Origin of the sequence: Streptomyces sp. NPDC086519, assembly GCF_040686075.1 — a bacterium.
Taxonomy (GTDB): Bacteria; Actinomycetota; Actinomycetes; order Streptomycetales; family Streptomycetaceae; genus Streptomyces; species Streptomyces shenzhenensis.
This window is the reverse complement of sequence record NZ_JBFBJL010000018.1, coordinates 126,754-142,198: the sequence shown is the minus strand read 5'-3', so window position 1 is coordinate 142,198 and position 15,445 is coordinate 126,754. Positions and strand designations below refer to the sequence as shown.

15 protein-coding genes and 1 pseudogene are annotated in these 15,445 nt (G+C 72.6%); 5 read left to right on the top strand and 11 right to left on the bottom strand.

All coding sequences use genetic code 11. The annotated features are described in order from the left end of the window. The first annotated feature begins 17 nt into the window (after window positions 1–17). Both AB0P24_RS19295 and AB0P24_RS19290 read left to right on the top strand, forming a co-directional pair. Window positions 18–1,511: a CoA transferase gene (locus AB0P24_RS19295; RefSeq protein WP_365795466.1), complete on the top strand. Its 1,494-nt coding sequence runs from the start codon at window positions 18–20 to the stop codon at window positions 1,509–1,511. A gap of 26 nt (window positions 1,512–1,537) precedes the next feature. After that, window positions 1,538–1,872, top strand: a pseudogene (locus tag AB0P24_RS19290) (CopD family protein); the annotation flags it as partial. A 24-nt stretch (window positions 1,873–1,896) separates the two neighbouring features. Here AB0P24_RS19290 and AB0P24_RS19285 read toward each other — a convergent pair. The 8 genes from AB0P24_RS19285 to AB0P24_RS19250 all read right to left on the bottom strand — a co-directional run bounded on the left by AB0P24_RS19285 (window position 1,897) and on the right by AB0P24_RS19250 (window position 9,608). Then, window positions 1,897–2,943, bottom strand: a complete 1,047-nt coding sequence (locus AB0P24_RS19285) for a zinc-dependent alcohol dehydrogenase family protein (protein ID WP_365795464.1) — start codon at window positions 2,941–2,943, stop codon at window positions 1,897–1,899. 36 nt (window positions 2,944–2,979) lie between these two features. Further along, window positions 2,980–3,645, bottom strand: coding sequence for a lysoplasmalogenase (locus AB0P24_RS19280; protein ID WP_365795462.1), 666 nt, complete (start codon window positions 3,643–3,645; stop codon window positions 2,980–2,982). Beyond that, on the bottom strand, window positions 3,642–4,508 hold the full coding sequence (locus AB0P24_RS19275; protein ID WP_365795460.1) for a sterol desaturase family protein: 867 nt from the start codon (window positions 4,506–4,508) through the stop codon (window positions 3,642–3,644). Before AB0P24_RS19275 ends, AB0P24_RS19280 begins: the two co-directional genes overlap by 4 nt. 109 nt (window positions 4,509–4,617) lie before the next feature. After that, entirely contained in the window at window positions 4,618–5,331 is a 714-nt protein-coding gene (locus AB0P24_RS19270) for a VIT family protein (RefSeq protein WP_365795458.1), read from the bottom strand. 66 nt (window positions 5,332–5,397) lie between these two features. Continuing rightward, window positions 5,398–6,624 carry an amidohydrolase family protein gene (locus tag AB0P24_RS19265; protein WP_365795456.1) on the bottom strand — a complete coding sequence of 409 codons (1,227 nt, stop codon included), beginning with the start codon at window positions 6,622–6,624 and terminating at the stop codon, window positions 5,398–5,400. Further along, window positions 6,621–7,907, bottom strand: coding sequence for an amidohydrolase family protein (locus AB0P24_RS19260; protein ID WP_365795454.1), 1,287 nt, complete (start codon window positions 7,905–7,907; stop codon window positions 6,621–6,623). The genes AB0P24_RS19265 and AB0P24_RS19260 overlap by 4 nt, the downstream gene beginning before the upstream one ends. A gap of 13 nt (window positions 7,908–7,920) precedes the next feature. Then, window positions 7,921–8,805 (bottom strand): SDR family NAD(P)-dependent oxidoreductase, encoded by an 885-nt coding sequence (locus AB0P24_RS19255; protein ID WP_365795451.1) that lies wholly within the window; start codon window positions 8,803–8,805, stop codon window positions 7,921–7,923. Continuing rightward, window positions 8,805–9,608: an acetoacetate decarboxylase family protein gene (locus tag AB0P24_RS19250; RefSeq protein ID WP_365795449.1), complete on the bottom strand. Its 804-nt coding sequence runs from the start codon at window positions 9,606–9,608 to the stop codon at window positions 8,805–8,807. The genes AB0P24_RS19255 and AB0P24_RS19250 overlap by 1 nt, the downstream gene beginning before the upstream one ends. A 220-nt stretch (window positions 9,609–9,828) precedes the next feature. Here AB0P24_RS19250 and AB0P24_RS19245 point away from each other — a divergent pair, with 220 nt between their 5' ends. The 3 genes from AB0P24_RS19245 (at window position 9,829) to AB0P24_RS19235 (ending at window position 12,063) form a co-directional block, all read left to right on the top strand. Continuing rightward, complete coding sequence (locus AB0P24_RS19245) at window positions 9,829–10,827, top strand: DEDDh family exonuclease (RefSeq protein WP_365795447.1); 999 nt, start codon at window positions 9,829–9,831, stop codon at window positions 10,825–10,827. A 113-nt stretch (window positions 10,828–10,940) separates the two neighbouring features. Next, a complete protein-coding gene (locus AB0P24_RS19240) occupies window positions 10,941–11,174 on the top strand; it encodes a hypothetical protein (protein WP_365795445.1) in 234 nt (77 codons plus the stop codon). A 94-nt stretch (window positions 11,175–11,268) separates the two neighbouring features. Further along, on the top strand, window positions 11,269–12,063 hold the full coding sequence (locus tag AB0P24_RS19235; protein ID WP_365795533.1) for an SURF1 family protein: 795 nt from the start codon (window positions 11,269–11,271) through the stop codon (window positions 12,061–12,063). 3 nt (window positions 12,064–12,066) lie between these two features. On the opposite strand, the gene AB0P24_RS19230 is transcribed toward AB0P24_RS19235, so the two are convergent. From AB0P24_RS19230 to AB0P24_RS19220, 3 genes are all read right to left on the bottom strand, one after another. Further along, window positions 12,067–12,999, bottom strand: a complete 933-nt coding sequence (locus AB0P24_RS19230) for a hypothetical protein (protein ID WP_365795443.1) — start codon at window positions 12,997–12,999, stop codon at window positions 12,067–12,069. Window positions 13,000–13,098: 99 nt separating this feature from the next. After that, window positions 13,099–13,281 carry a YbdD/YjiX family protein gene (locus AB0P24_RS19225; protein ID WP_365795441.1) on the bottom strand — a complete coding sequence of 61 codons (183 nt, stop codon included), beginning with the start codon at window positions 13,279–13,281 and terminating at the stop codon, window positions 13,099–13,101. After that, window positions 13,278–15,404 carry a carbon starvation CstA family protein gene (locus AB0P24_RS19220; RefSeq protein ID WP_365795439.1) on the bottom strand — a complete coding sequence of 709 codons (2,127 nt, stop codon included), beginning with the start codon at window positions 15,402–15,404 and terminating at the stop codon, window positions 13,278–13,280. Before AB0P24_RS19220 ends, AB0P24_RS19225 begins: the two co-directional genes overlap by 4 nt. Window positions 15,405–15,445: the final 41 nt, after the last annotated feature.

The window sequence follows — 15,445 nt, the reverse complement described above, 5'->3', positions numbered from 1 at the left end:
TAATGCATAGTACAGTCATGACTGGAATCAAGTACGCGTGGTCCGCACTGGGCGGCGATCCGTCGCTGCCCGGGCGGGTCACCACCGTGACGCGCGCGGGCACTCTTCCGGCACACCTTCCGGTACGCCGGCTTGCCCGTGCCTGCGTCGGCGTGTGCGCGCTGGCCGCCGCCGAGCTGGGAGCACGACGGACCGGGGCGGCCGCGCTCCCCGGGGTCCGGGTGGACGACGCAGCCGTGGCGACGGCGTTCACCAGTGAGCGGCACCTCCTGGTCGACGGGCGGGCGCCCGTGCAGTTCGCCCCGCTGTCCCGGTTCTGGCGCGCGGCCGACGGGTGGGTGCGCACGCACGCCAATTACCCGCATCACAGGGCCCGGTTGCTGGACGCGCTGGGCCTGCCGGGAGACGCCTCCCCCGAGGACGTCGCGGCCCGGGTCGCCGGGCGGCCCGCGCTGGAGGTGGAGGACGCGGTCTACGGTGCCGGCGGACTCGCCGTGGCGCTGCGGTCGCCCGGGGAGTGGGCCGCGCACGAGCAGGCCGTCGCGGTGGCCGCACGCCCGCTGGTCGAGCGCGGTCGCCCGGACACGGCGCACGCGCGTGTGCTCCCGCCGCTCGACGCCGGTGCCACTCCCCTGCTGCCCGCCGCCGGCCTGCGCGTCCTGGACCTGACCCGGGTCCTGGCCGGCCCGGTCGCCACCCGCACCCTCGGGCTGCTGGGCGCGGACGTCCTGCGCCTGGACCCGCCATGGCTGCCCGAGCTGCCCGACCAGCACGCCGACACGGGCTTCGGGAAGCGCTCGGCGACACTCGACCTGACGACGGACCGGGCGGCCTTCGAGGAACTGCTGGCCTCGGCGGACGTCGTGGTCACCGGGTACCGGCCGGGCGCCCTGGACCGGTTCGGACTCTCGCCCGAGGCGCTGGCCGAGCGGCGGCCCGGGGTGGTCGTGGCCCAGGTGTCGGCGTGGGGCGCGTACGGACCCTGGGCCGGGCGGCGCGGTTTCGACAGCCTGGTGCAGGTCGCCACGGGCATCGCGGAGATCGAGGGCGCGGCGGACCGGCCGGGCGCGCTGCCCGCGCAGGCGCTGGACCACGGCACCGGATACCTGCTGGCGGCCGGCGTGCTGCGGGCGCTGACCGAGCAGTCGTACGACGGCGGCAGCAGGTTCGTGCGGCTGGCTCTGGCACGGACCGCGCGGTGGCTCATGGAGGAGATGGAAGAGACGGAGGAGATGGAGGAGGGGACGGAGGACAAGGCGGAGCACAAGGCGCAGGCCAAGGCGGAGGCGGAGTCCGTGCCGGAGGGCGGCGAGTCGTACGAGGGTCCGGACGCCTGGCTCGCCGAGACGGACAGCGCGCTCGGGCGGCTCCGGTACGCGCGCCCGCCGTTGTCCTTCGCGGACGGCCCGGCCGACTGGGCACGGCCGCCGGTGCCGTGGGGGTCGGCCCCGTCCCGGTGGGCACAGCCGCCCGGCCCGAAGGCGAGGGCGGATCTGGCGCGTCGGGCGTGAACGCGCAGGGCAGCTGGCGCGGCCGGGAGGCCGGGGCGGCGCTGCCCGGGCTCTACGCTCGCGTGGCGGCCGTCCTGCTCGCGGCCGTCACCGCGACGGGTGTGTGGGGTTCGCTGCGGCGGATGCCCGCGGGCACGGTCCTGGACCAGCTGACGACGACGGCGTACGGGCGCACCCTGCCGGCCAGGGTGCTCCTCGGCGCCGCCGCCGGGCTCGCGCTGTGGGCCCGGCGACGGCGGCGACGGGCGGCCGACCCGCTGACCGCGTACGCCCCCCGCGCGGGCCGAGGCGGCGGTGCTGGGGGGTGGACGCGGTGTCGGGGGTGCTGACGGCGCTGCCACCGCCGATCAGATGGACTTGATCAAGTATTGATCGCGGCGTTGACTCAGCCGTTCGTGACGAGCACCTTCAGCGCCGTGCGCTCGTCCATCGCCTTGTAGCCGTCGGGCACACCCTCGATGCCGACGGTCAGGTCGAAGACCGGCGACGGGTCGATCCTGCCGTCGAGGACATCGGGCAGCAGGTCGGGGATGTAGGCGCGGACCGGGGCGACACCGCCGCGCAGGGCGATGTTCCGGTCGAACATGACACCGAGGTCCAGGCCGGTGCCACTGCCGTGCGGGACGCCGACGAAGCCGATCGCGCCGCCGTCACGGGTGATCTCGACGGCCGTCCGCATGGACTGCTCGGTGCCCACGGCCTCGACGACGGCGTGCGCGCCCCGGCCCCTGGTGAGTTCACGTACGGCGTCCACGGCCGCGTCGCCGCGTTCGGCGACGATGTCGGTGGCGCCGAAGCGGCGCGCGATGTCGGTGCGGACCTGGTGCCGGCCCAGCGCGATGATCCGCTCGGCGCCCAGCCGCTTCGCGGCCAGGACGGCGCACAGGCCGACCGCGCCGTCCCCGACGACGGCGACCGTGGCACCGGGCCGGGCACCCGCCCCGAGGGCCGCGTGGTGGCCGGTGCCGAGCACGTCGGAGAGGGTCAGCAGGGCCGACAGCAGGTGGTCGTCGGAGGCCGCGTCCTTGGGCAGCCGGACCAGGGTGCCGTCGGCGAACGGGACGCGCACGGCCTCGCCCTGGCCGCCGTCGTACCCCACGGAGCCCCAGAAGCCGCCGTGCTCGCAGCTCGTGGTCAGGCCCTCGCGGCAGAAGTCGCAGACGCCGTCGGACCACATGAAGGGGGCGACCACGAGGTCCCCGCGCCGCACGGTGGCCACCTCGGAGCCGGTCTCCTCGACCACGCCGAGGAACTCGTGCCCGATACGCTGGCCCGGCTGCCTGGCCGCCTCGCCCCGGTACGCCCACAGGTCGCTGCCGCAGATGCAGGCGCGCAGCACCCGTACGACGGCGTCGGTGGGCAGCTGCACCACGGGCTCGGGCACGTCCTCCACGCGCATGTCGTACGGGGCGTGGATGGTGGTGGCGCGCATGGCGAGGGTCCTTCTCGTGCGGTGTCGTGAGTGCGCTCAAGGGGTGGTCGAGCGCACTTCACGGTACGCCGTGGCCGGTGCGGGCCGCGCATCAAGGGTGCCCCGGACCAGCAGGAACTGCGCCGCCGCATAGGTGAGCATGATCCAGAAGTCGGGTCGCGGCAGTTGCGGCCAGTCGGCGACGCCGGTCGCGATCAGGGTGTCGGAGAGCATGAAGAGCGCGCCGCCGAGCCCGGCGGCCGGGCCGAGCCGGGTGACGGCGGTGTACGCCATGGCGGTGAGCAGGGTGCTGTAGCCGGCCACGGGGACACGCAGGCCGGCGGGCAGGTCCGGCCAGAGCAGGGCGACCAGGGTGACGAGCGCGGCCGCGTAGACGAGGGCGAGGAGGCGGGCACGCGCGTGTGGCGGGCCCTGGCGGCGGAAGAGAACGAGATAGCAGACGTGCCCGGCGGCGAACGAGGCCATGCCCGCCATGAAGGCGGGGTCGGCGTCGGAGAGGAGCAGGACATCACCGCCCCAGCCGCACAGCAGGGCGGCGACGAGGAGCCGCGGGGCGCCCGCGCGGGCGGCGGACGCGGCGAGCAGGGGCATCAGGAGCACCTTGGCGGCGGCGTGTCCGGTGCGGAAGCCGACGGCCAGACAGGCGAGGTCCAGGACGACCGCGAGGGCGAAGGCGGCGAGCAGTGCCCGGGAAGCTCTCACGCGGCCACGGACTCCTCGGCCTGCTCCACGGTGGGCGCCGGCGCCCAGCCCGGCCCCCGGAACACCCGCCCGGCCCGCTCCCGCCAACTGCGCGCGGCCCTGATGTCCTTGGCGATGGCGACGTACTCGTGGGTGGCCACCTTGACGGGGTTGAACGTGTTGATGTTCTTGGTCAACCCGTACACAGGGCGCTCGGCCTCGGGCACCCAGGACCCGAACAGCCGGTCCCAGATGATCAGGATCCCGCCGAAGTTGCGGTCCAGGTAGCCGCCCTGGGAGGCATGGTGCACGCGGTGGTGGGACGGCGTGTTGAACACGAACTCGAACCACCGGGGCATCTTGTCGATGCGTTCGGTGTGGATCCAGAACTGGTAGACGAGGTTGGCGGAGGAGCAGAAGGCGAGCGCGGCGGGGTGCACCCCCGCGGCCACCAGCGGGACGTAGAACGGCCAGACGGTCAGCGAGGTCCAGGGCTGGCGCAGCGCGGTGGAGAGGTTGAACTTCTTGCTGGAGTGGTGGACGACGTGGCAGGCCCACAGGATGCGGATGACATGGTGGCCGCGGTGGGACCAGTAGTAGAGGAAGTCCTGCGCGAACAGCATCAGCGGGACGGTCCACCACAGGACGGGAACGCGCAGCGGGGTCAGTTCGTAGACCGCCGTGTAGATCGCGACGATGGGGATCTTCCACACGAAGTCGAAGACGAGCGACCCGAGCCCCATGCCGATGCTGGTGGCCGCGTCCTTGGCCTGGTACCCGGCGGCATCGTCGTCGGGATGGACGCGGTAGCTGATCACCTCGATCACGGTGAGCAGCACGAAGGCGGGTATCGACCACAGCACGACATCGGGCAGGTTCGGCATGGGGGCACCGTAGAACCGCCGGTCGGCTGCGGCTAGACGTTGTTACCCACAAGTATGACCGGCGGTATGCGCTTGCTTGTTGGCGATCTCCGCCAACGGACAACGTGCGCTAGACCCCCACCGCCCCCAGCAGACTCCCCGCCGCGTAGGTGACCCCCATGGCCAGCGCCCCGCCGACCACGTTCCGCAGCACCGCCGGCCGCACCGCCGCCGCTCCCAGCCGGGCGCTGCTCCACCCCGTGAGGACCAGGGACGCCAGGACCGAGCCCACCGTCACCGGCAGCCGCCAGTCCGCCGGCGGCAGGATGATCGCCAGCAGGGGCAGCAGCGCCCCCGCCGTGAACGCCAGGAAGCTGGCGACCGCCGCGTTCCAGGGGCTGGTCAGCTCGTCCGGATCGATACCGAGCTCCACGCGCGCGTGGGCGCGCAACGCGTCCCGTTCCGTCAGCTGGACCGCCGCCTCACGCGCCACGTCCCGCGACAGACCACGCCGCTCCAGCAGCTCGGTCAGCTCCTCCAGCTCGGCCTCGGGCTGCTCCTTCAGCTCCCGTTTCTCCAGCGCCAGCGCGGCCAGTTCCGAGTCGCGCTGGGTGGAGACCGACACGTACTCCCCCGCCGCCATCGACATCGACCCGGCGAGCAGCCCCGCCAGGCCCGCCGTCAGCAGGGCGTTGCGGTCGCTGGTGGCGCCCGCGACGCCGACGACGATGCCCGCCGTCGACACGATGCCGTCGTTGGCGCCCAGGACGGCTGCCCGCAGCCAGTTCAGCCGGGAGCCGAGGGCTCCCCCGTGCGCCTCGTTCTCGTGCGTTGGTTCGGTCACAGCAGGGAGGATCGCATCCCGGGGCCGGTACGCGCAGTAGCGACGTCACCCGGCCCCGCGCCCACGTCACCAGACCCGTACCGAGGCCCCCCGCGCGAACACCGGGCTCGTCGCGTCGGCCGGCGGGGCCGGCAGCGGCTGTGCGGTCTCCGCCACCGTCGGTCCCACCTTCGCCGCGATCGGGTCCAGGAGGTCCAGGTCGAAGCCGTACACGCGGGCCGCGTTGCCGCCGAGCATCGCCGCGAGCTCGTCGCGCGGGACGCCGGCGAAGGCGAAGCGCAGGCCCTCCCTGGTGTACGGATAGGTCCCCTCGTCATGCGGGTAGTCGCTGCCCCACATGATCTTGTCCAGGCCGATGCGGTCGCGCAGCGGCACCTCGTGCGGGCGCATGAAGCTGGCGCCGACGAAGCAGTTCTCGTGCCACACCGCGGAGGGGGGCTTGCCCATCGCCTCCGCCAGCCCGGCCCCGAACTTCGCCTCCGCGGTCGTCGCCCTCGTCGCCGCCAGAAGGCGGCCGTGGTAGTAGTCCAGCATGGCCAGGACCCCGGGTATCCAGCCGGAGCCCTGCTCGGTCAGGACCAGTTTCAGGTCCGGGTGACGGCGGAAGGCGCCGCCGAAGACCAGGTGCCACAGCGCGCGGTGCGAGAACCAGGTCGTCTCGACCATGAAGACCGCGCGGGCGGCCGGTTCGTCGCCGAGCGGCGGGGAGGCCGAGCCCGCGTGGTGGTTGACGGGGACGCCGAGTTCCGCGCAGACGGCCCAGATCGGGTCGTACACGCGCGCGTGCAGTTCGGGCAGGCCCGAGCCGGGCGGTGTGCCGGGGAGCATCAGACCGCCCTTCAGGCCGGCCCCGGCCGCCCAGCGGATCTCCTTCACGGCCTCCTCGACGTCGTTCAGAAGGATCTGGAAGACGCCGGCCCGTCGGCCCGGGGCGGCGGCGCAGAAGTCGGCCAGCCAGCGGTTGTGGGCGCGCAGGCCCGCCCAGCGCCGCTCGAACTCCGCCGTCGTCGGCGCGGGGGCCATGAGCGAGCCGGACGGGAAGAACGGCGGGATGGTGTTCGGGAAGATCACCTCCGCGACGATCCCGTCCTGCTCCAGCTCCGCGAGCCGCCGCGCCGAGTTCCAGTTCCGGTCCGCCGAGTCGGCGAGCAGGTCCTCGTACGGGTTGACGTAGGTCGCCGCCCACACGTCGAAGTCGTCGTGGTAGCGCTTCTCCAGGTAGGGGCGGTAGTCGAGGAGGTCCGCGCCCGCGTGGCAGTCGGCCGAGATCACCGTGTAGCGGTCGTCGCTCACGACGTCACCCCCAGAGCCGGGAAGTCGTTGCCGGTCAGCCAGTGGCGGCCCACCTCGCGCGAGCGGGCCCAGGACGCCTCCACGGCCGCCTGGTCGGCCGGCTGGCCGAGGTCGGAGGGGGTGGGGCCGATGCGCAGGGCGAGCGGGGTCAGGCGCGCCACGTCGAAGCCGAAGGCCTCGGCCGCCGCGAGGCCGAGCATCCGGCGGGTCTCGGTCACCGGGATGTCGTGGAAGGTGCGGCGCAGCCACGCGCGCGTGTCGGGCCAGGTGCCCTCGGGATGCGGGAAGTCGCTGCCCCAGAGGATGTTGCCGACGCCGATCTCGTAGCGCTGGGCGAGCTCCCGGCGCTTGGTGTTGGTGGCGCAGACGAAGACCTGCCGGTCCAGGTACTCGTGCGGCGGACGGGTCAGCGCCTCGAAGGGGGAGAGCTTCTTGCCGCCGTGCGCGCCGAGGTAGAGGCGGTCCATGAACCACAGCAGGTTCGGCAGCCACCAGCAGCCCGACTCGGCGATGCCGAAGCGCAGTCCGGGATGGCGTTCGAAGACGCCGGACCAGAGCAGGAACCACAGCGGGCGGGCCGGCCACCACGTCACCTCGCTGACGTAGATGCCGAGATGGTCGCCGTACTCGTCACGCGGGGCCGCCCCGGAGTGGGTGAGGACCGGCATCCGGCACTCGGCGGCCGCCGCCCAGACGGGGTCGTAGCTGCGGTCGTGGTACGGCTTCTTGTCGACCCACATCGCGGGGATCATCAGCGCGCCGAGGCCGGACTCCTTCGCCCGGTGGATCTCGGCGACCACGCGGTCGGCCGGGGCCGTGACCGGCAGCAGGGCGACCCCGCAGTGCCGTTCGGGATGCTCCGACACGAAGTCCGCCAGCCAGCGGTTGTGGGCCTGGGCCCCTGCCATGCCCAGTTCCGGGTCGTGGTCCCCGGACAGGCCGAGGCCGACTCCGAAGGGCGCCGCGGTCCGGCTGTCGACCGCGTCGGCGTCCGGGAAGACCACCTCGGCGGCCACCCCGTCACCGTCCAGCTCCTTCAGCCGCTGCGCGGTGTCCCAACCGCCGCGCAGCCCCTCCTCGTTGTCCTGGAACCACTTGGCGGCGAACGCCTCGTTGCGGATGCCGAGCCGGGTCATCTCCTCCCGTCGGCGGTCGCGCCCGGCGAGGAACTCGTCGAAGTCCCGGTGGAACCGGGCGTCCAGATAGGGCCGGTACTCCTCGGTGGGCAGCCCGGCGTGGCAGTCGGAGGAGATGATCAGATATGGGTCGTCGTACGCGGTCACCACTGCCCCCTGTTCAGTCCAGGATGAAGCTTTCGAGGTACGAGGGGTTCGTCCGGTCGAGCATCGAGCGCGCCCGCGCCCTGATCTGGGCGTCGCTGTGCTCGCTCTCGGGAAGCAGCCAGAAGCGGCCCGCGCGGATGCCCGCCACGACGAACTCCGCGACCTCCTCGACGGGCGTGAACCGGACCTCCTTGCCCGCCTCGCGCATCGCCGCCTCCCACTGGCCGAGACTGCGGTAAGGCGTCCTGCGCGGCCGTTCCTTGGCGTAGCGGTCGGGGCGGTTGCGGTGCGACTCCCACAGCCCCGTGCGCAGCATGTGCGGCCCCGGGAAGAGCACCGAGGCGCCCACGCGCGCGTGCTCCGCCCTGAGATGGGCGTACAGGGACTCGGTGAGCGTGACGACGGCCGCTTTCGTGATCGCGTACACGGAAGCCGTGGGCAGCGGTGCGATACCGCCGTCGCCGGAGGACGTGTTGACCACATGTCCGGGTTGACCCGACTTGATCATCCTGGGCACAAAGGCCTGGACGCCGTGGAAGACGCCCCACACGTTGACCTCGAACGCCCACTTCCAGTCGTTCGGCTCGTGCTCCCACATCCGGCCCTCGGCGCCCGAGCCGACCCCGGCGTTGTTGCACAGAACGTGCACCGCTCCGTAGGTGTCGTAGGCCGACTCGGCCAGCTGCTGGACCTCTTCGCGGACGCCGACGTCGACCACGCGCGCGTGCACGTCGGCGCCCTCCGCGCGCAGGGCGTCGGCGGCCTTCTCCAGGGCGGCCGGCTCCACGTCGGCGAGGACCACCTTCAGCCCTTCGGCGGCGAACCGCCGGGCCATCGCGAGCCCGATCCCGCTCGCCGCGCCGGTGACGACGGCGACCTGTCCGGCACGGAGTTCCATCAGACCGCGCTCCCTTCGCTCTCCTCCGGCGGCGCGTCGTGGATCTGGCGCGGGTCGTCGTAGCGCTGGTGGACGTACGGCAGCAGGGCCCGCGCGTCGACCCGTTCGGCGACCCGGCCGCGCTGGTCGCTGGTCTTCTCGCCGAGCGCGAGGTCCAGCAGGCGCAGCACCGGCAGGTCGGCGACCGGGTCGTACGCCGACTCACGGAGGATCACCTCCCCGGTGACGCGCTCCAGCCGGCGGACCTTCTCCTCGCGTACGCAGTGCACCAGCAGCGGGTCGCCGTCGAAGCCCGAACCGTCCACCGCCGGGAGGAACTTGAAGTAGAAGTCGGTCTTCGGGGCGGGCTCGGGCAGCGGCAGCGGGCCGCCGACCGTGCCGCGCACCTCCACGAAGGCGACGCCGTGCCGGGCGAGGGCCGCGCGGAGGAGGTCGCCGTCGCGTTCGACGGTCACCTCGCCGAGTTTCTTGGGCTCGCCGAAGACCTCGCGGCCGCCGGTGAGGGCACGCTCGTGGGTCATCGGCATGACCAGCGGGTACCAGCCCTCGACCGTGCCGTGCGCGGCGGCGACCGCGAAAGAGCCCGCGCCGAGCGGGTACTGGGGCATGTCGACCTTGCTGATGCTGACGCGGGCCAGGGGCCGGCCGGTGGGCTTGAGCGGCGGCGGCAGGACGGCCGCGACCGCGTCCGGGTCGGTCTCCCAGACGGCCACCACCCCGGTGGACCAGACGTCGGGGAGCTTCGTGGTGCGGGCGGCCGCGATCTCCGCCTCGGTCCGAGCGCCGTACCGTACGCGTGCCATCCGCCGTACCGCCCTTCCGTCGACCGTCAGCGCGCCGGGCGGGGTGCACGCTTGCACCGGGCGGCAGAAAGGTCCATAGCCACGCGAAGGGCAATCAGGACAAAGTCCGCGGCCGTGCGACGGGCCGTCAGGAAGGACGAGCCCGCGGGACATTCGAACGAGTGGCGGCGGACGACCTGGCGGACAGGGCTGTCGGTGCGGGCCCGTATCCTCAGTGACCATGCTCGAAGACCGCACGACCGCAGTGTCCCCCGGCACCCCGTGGCCGGCCGCGTATCCCAAGGGCTACGCCGTCGTCGACGTGGAGACCACCGGACTGGCGCGGGACGACCGGATAATCAGCGCGGCCGTCTACCGGCTGGACGAGCGCGGCGAGGTCGAGGACCACTGGTACACGCTCGTCAACCCCGAGCGCGATCCGGGTCCGGTGTGGATCCACGGTCTGACGAGCGAGACACTCGAGGGCGCGCCGCTCTTCCCGGACATCGCCGAGGAGTTCTCGGCCCGGCTGGACGGCCGGGTGCTGGTCGCGCACAACGCGGTCTTCGACTGGCAGATGATCGCCCGCGAGTACGCGCGGGCGCGGCGCGAGGCCCCGGTGCGGCAGCGGCTGTGCACGATCGCGCTCGCCAAGGAGCTGGACCTGCCGCTGCCCAACCACAAACTGGAGACCCTGGCCGCGCACTACGGTGTCGTGCAGCGGCGCGCGCACCACGCGCTGGACGACGCGCGCGTGCTCGCGGAGGCCTTCCGGCCCAGCCTGCGGGCCGCGGCGGCGGGCAACGTACGGCTGCCGCTGCTGGAGTGCCGGCCGCTGACCGAATGGTCGGACACGCCCCGGATCGGGCCCCAGGCGCGCGCCGGACACGGCGGATACGGCGGCTACCGGCCCAGCGGCTGGCGGCCGTCCCGCAAGCGGCCGGCGTGCCCCTATCCGAACCCGGGACGGTACGAGGACGGCAGACCGCTGAAGCAGGGCATGCGGGTGGCGTTCTCCGGGGACACCTCGATCGAGCGGGAACTGCTGGAGGACCGGGCCGTCGAGGCCGGTCTGCACGTCTCCACGAGCATCTCGCGGCTCACCAGTCTGCTCGTCACCAACGACCCCGACTCGGGCACGTCGAAGGTCCTCAAGGCCCGTCAGTTCGGGACGCCGGTGGTCGACGAGGCGGCCTTCGGGCAACTGCTGCGGGACGTGGCGCCGGCCACCGGGGAATGACAGCGCCGACGGGCCGTACACCCGTCCGCACGAGCCGTACGGACGGGTGATTGCGGTACGACTCGCCCGGCGCCCGCTCGCCCCCGCGCGGCCGACCGCCCACCCTGTGGCGCATGGCGAAATGCGAAGTCTGCAGCAATGACTACGGAATGACCTTCGAGGTGCACGCGCAGGGCGCGGTCCATGTCTTCGACTGCTTCTCCTGCGCGATCCACCGCATGGCCCCGCGCTGCGAGCACTGCAAGGTCTCGATCATCGGCCAGGGCGTCGAGGCCGACACCCAGTGGTTCTGCGGCGCCCACTGCGCCCGCGAGGCCGGGAAGGCGGGCATCGTCGACCGCGTGTGACCGTGCGGCCCGCGCGACCGCCGGGACAGGGCCGTAGGCCCTCTGGGGGACCCTGCCTCAGAGGGCCGGTACGCGAGGAGTACGGTCTTTGTTCGTGTACCGCTTCCTGTTGACCCGGCAGTGGGTGATCCTCACCCTCATCTCGCTGCTTCTCATCCCCACCATGATCCGGCTGGGGTTCTGGCAGAAGCACCGGTACGAGGAGCGCAGTGCCCGCAACCAGCTGGTCGCCGAGGCGCTCGGCGCCAAGCCGGTGCCGGTCGAGCAGGTGACGGGGCCGGGGCACGCCGTGACCCGCAAGGAGCGGTACCACACGGTCACCGCGACCGGCACCTTCGACACCGCCGACGAGGTCGTCGTCCGGCGCCGTACCAACTCCGACGACGAGGTCGGCTACCACGTGCTGACCCCCCTCGTCCTGTCCGACGGCAAGGTGCTGCTGGTCAACCGGGGCTGGATCCCGTCGGACGGCCCGAGCCAGACGGCCTTCCCCAGGATCCCGGCCCCGCCGGCCGGGAAGGTCACGATCCAGGGCCGGCTGATGCCCGACGAGACCACCGCGGCGAGCGGCATCAAGGACCTCAAGGGCCTGCCCGACCGGCAGATCATGCTGATCAACAGCGCGGAGCAGGCGCGCCGGCTCGGCAAGCAGGTGCTCGGCGGCTACATCGAGCAGACGGCACCCCAGCCCAAGGGCGACACCCCGGAGCAGATCTCCGACCCGGGCAAGGAAGACGCCCCGCTGAACTACGCGTACATGATCCAGTGGTGGCTGTTCGCGGCGGGTGTCCCGTACGGCTGGTGGATCCTGGTCCGCCGGGAGCGCCGCGACCGGGCGGAGGCGGCGGCCGAGGAGGCGGCGGCGGAAGCGGAACCGGCGTCGGTGTGAGGCTCACCGTCCGAGACGGTCGCGCCAGTACAGGAACGTGCGCTGCGGCTCGGGCAGCAGGTCCCAGGGCTGGGGTGTCATGTAAGGGCCGATGCGCCGGAAGACGGCGGCGGCCTCGGCCGGGCGGTGGATCCGGATCAGGGCGAAGGCGAGGACGTTGAGGTCGGCGACGGCCTCCGCGTGGGGCGCGGCCGTGGTACCGAACCAGTCGGTCAGGGCCGCGGCCACCTCGTCGGCGGCCCGGGATTCACGCCAGTGGGCGTCGGTCCCGAGGGACATCTGCTGCTGCCGGTGGGCGCCGAGTTCCACGCGGGCCGCGACGGGGAGCAGGGCGAGCGGTGATCCGTGCGGTGCGCGGGCCGCGGCCTGCCGGGCGAAGTCCAGCATGTCGGCGACCGTGCCGTGTCCGCGCGGGGACAGGTAGCGCAGCAGCTGGTGGTAGGCGGTGCGGAGCCAGGGGGCGCGGGTGACGGCCTCGATCCACACCGGGACCGCGTCACGGACCGGGACGGCGAAGGAGTGCATCAGCTCCAGCAGTGCCAGCCACGGGGTCGGGTCCTCGGGGCAGCGCTCGGCCGCCCGCAGACACGCCCGCTCGGCCGCACGGGCCTCGTCCCGCCCCTCGGCGACGGCCCGGGCAGACCGTACCCAGGCCCGGAGCACCAGGGCGTCCCCGTCGCCGGGCCGGTCGGCGGACCACCGCTCACAGACCGAGGGCGGCAGGTTCCGTGCCAGCACGGAGACCCGGTGCACCCGGCGGTCCCAGTCCCGTCCGGTCTTGCCCAGCAGCTCCGCGACCGGCTCCCAGAGCGGACGGGTGCGCCCGGCGCCGAGGCCGTGGAGCTGCTGCGCGGGGCGGAGTTCGGTCAGGGTCGCGTGCAGGGCGTGGTCGTCCAGCGCGGGGCGGATCACCAGGGAGGGGCGGCGTCTCAGCATCTCGTTCCCGGGAGGAGTGGCAGGGGTCGACGAGGTCGACTGTGGCGGCCCGCCCCGGTGCCGGGAGCGGGCCGCCACGGAGCCGTCAGCGGTACGGAGTCAGCAGCACCGGCCCTGCGGACGGGTCTCGCGATGCAGCGTGCGCAGCACCTGGTACTCCCGTCGGGTCGGCAGCGGAGCCCGCGGATGGTGGCGTGCCTGCCGTTCGCAGTAGCGGTCGTACTCCGTCTCGCCGGTCAACTCCCGCAGGTACCAGCGCACCGCCCGCGCCCAGGTCCTCACGGCCCCACCTCCACGAGCTCCGGTGTCGCGTCGATACGGGACTCGACGTACGGCGCCTCGGTCGTGGGCAGCGCGGCCGGCGACCGCACGGCTCGTGCGCACACCACCGCCGCGTTCACGAGCACGACCGCGACCAGCAGCAGGAACAGCGCGATCAGCACGCCGTCGACGGTGGAGTTGGTGACCACGGTGTGCATGTCGTCGAGGGACTTGGCGGGCGGCAGGACCTGGCCGGCGTCGAGGGCGTCGGCGTACTTCGCGCGCTGGGCGAAGAAGCCGACGCGCGCGTCGTCGGAGAAGATCTTCTGCCAGCCCGCGGTGAAGGTGACCGCGGTGACCCAGGCGAGCGGGATCCCGGTGACCCAGGCCCAGCGCAGCCGTCCGGACTTGACGAGGACCGTCGTGCAGACCGCGAGGGCGACGGCGGCCAGGAGCTGGTTGGCGATGCCGAAGAGGGGGAAGAGCTGGTTGATTCCGCCGAGCGGGTCGGTGGCGCCGCTGTAGAGGAAGTATCCCCAGGCGGCCACGACCAGGCCGCTGCACAGCCATATACCGGGCATCCAGTTGACCCGGCCGACCGGCTTCCAGACGTTGCCGAACATGTCCTGGAGCATGAAGCGCCCGACCCGCGTGCCCGCGTCGACCGTGGTCAGGATGAACAGCGCCTCGAACATGATCGCGAAGTGGTACCAGAAGGCCTTCATCGCGGTGCCGCCGAAGATGCCGGAGAAGATCTCCGACATGCCGACCGCGAGGGTCGGGGCGCCGCCGGAACGGGCGATCAGGGTCTGCTCCTGCACCGCCCCGGCCGCGTGCGTCAGCTGGTCGGGGGTGATGGTGAAGCCGAGGCCGGCGACGGCGTGGGACGCCGACTGGGCCGTCGTACCGAGAAGGCCGGCGGGGGCGTTCATGGCGTAGTACAGGCCCGGCTCCAGGGAGGCCGCGGCGATCAGCGCCATGATCGCGACGAACGACTCCATGAGCATCGCGCCGTAGCCGATCATCCGGACCTGGGACTCCTTCTGGATCAGCTTGGGAGTCGTACCGGAGGAGACCAGGGCGTGGAAGCCGGACAGGGCGCCGCAGGCGATGGTGATGAAGAGGAAGGGGAAGAGGGAGCCGGCGAAGACCGGGCCCGCTCCCGACGAGGCGAACTTGCTGACCGCGTCCGCGTGCAGGACCGGAGCGGCCACGACCACGCCGACCGCGAGCAGCGCGATGGTGCCCACCTTCATGAAGGTGGAGAGGTAGTCGCGCGGGGCCAGCAGCATCCACACCGGGAGCACGGAGGCGACGAAGCCGTAGCCGATCAGGCAGAAGACGAGGGTCGTGGGGCTGAGGGTGAAGGCGGACGCCAGCGAGGAGTCCTGGACCCAGCTGCCGCCGATGATCGCCAGCAGGAGCAGGGCCACGCCGATGAAGCTGGTCTCCACGACCCGGCCGGGGCGGATGCGGTGCAGCCAGAAGCCCATGAACAGGGCGATGGGGATGGTCATCGCCACAGAGAAGGTGCCCCACGGGGAGTGCGCGAGGGCGTTGACCACGACCAGGGCCAGCACACCCAGCAGGATGATCATGATGGCGAACACCGCGATCAGCGCCGCCGCCCCGCCCAGCCGGCCGATCTCGTCCCGCGCCATCTGCCCGAGCGACTTGCCGTCCCGCCGCATGGAGAGGAAGAGGACCACCATGTCCTGCACCGCCCCGGCGAAGATCACCCCGGCGACGATCCACAGCGTGCCGGGCAGGTATCCCATCTGGGCCGCGAGGACCGGGCCCACCAGCGGTCCGGCGCCCGCGATCGCGGCGAAGTGGTGACCGAGCAGCACACGGCGGTCGGTGGGGTGGAAGTCGACGCCGTCCTCCAGGCGTTCGGCTGGTGTGGCGCGCCAGTCGTCCGGCTTCAGGACGCGGCGGGCGATGAAGCGGGAGTAGAAGCGGTAGGCGATGGCATACGAACCGAGGGCCGCGACCACCAGCCACACCGCGGAGATCTTCTCGCCCCGGGACAGCGCGAGAACGCCCCAGGCGACCGCGCCGAGCAGGGAGACGGTGGACCACAGCAGGACCGAACGTGGGGATATTCGTGGCTTTTCGGGCAACTCAAGGGCAGATGCGGGCATGGCGGCTCCTCACCTCGACGGGTGTGAAAATGCAGGGCGAA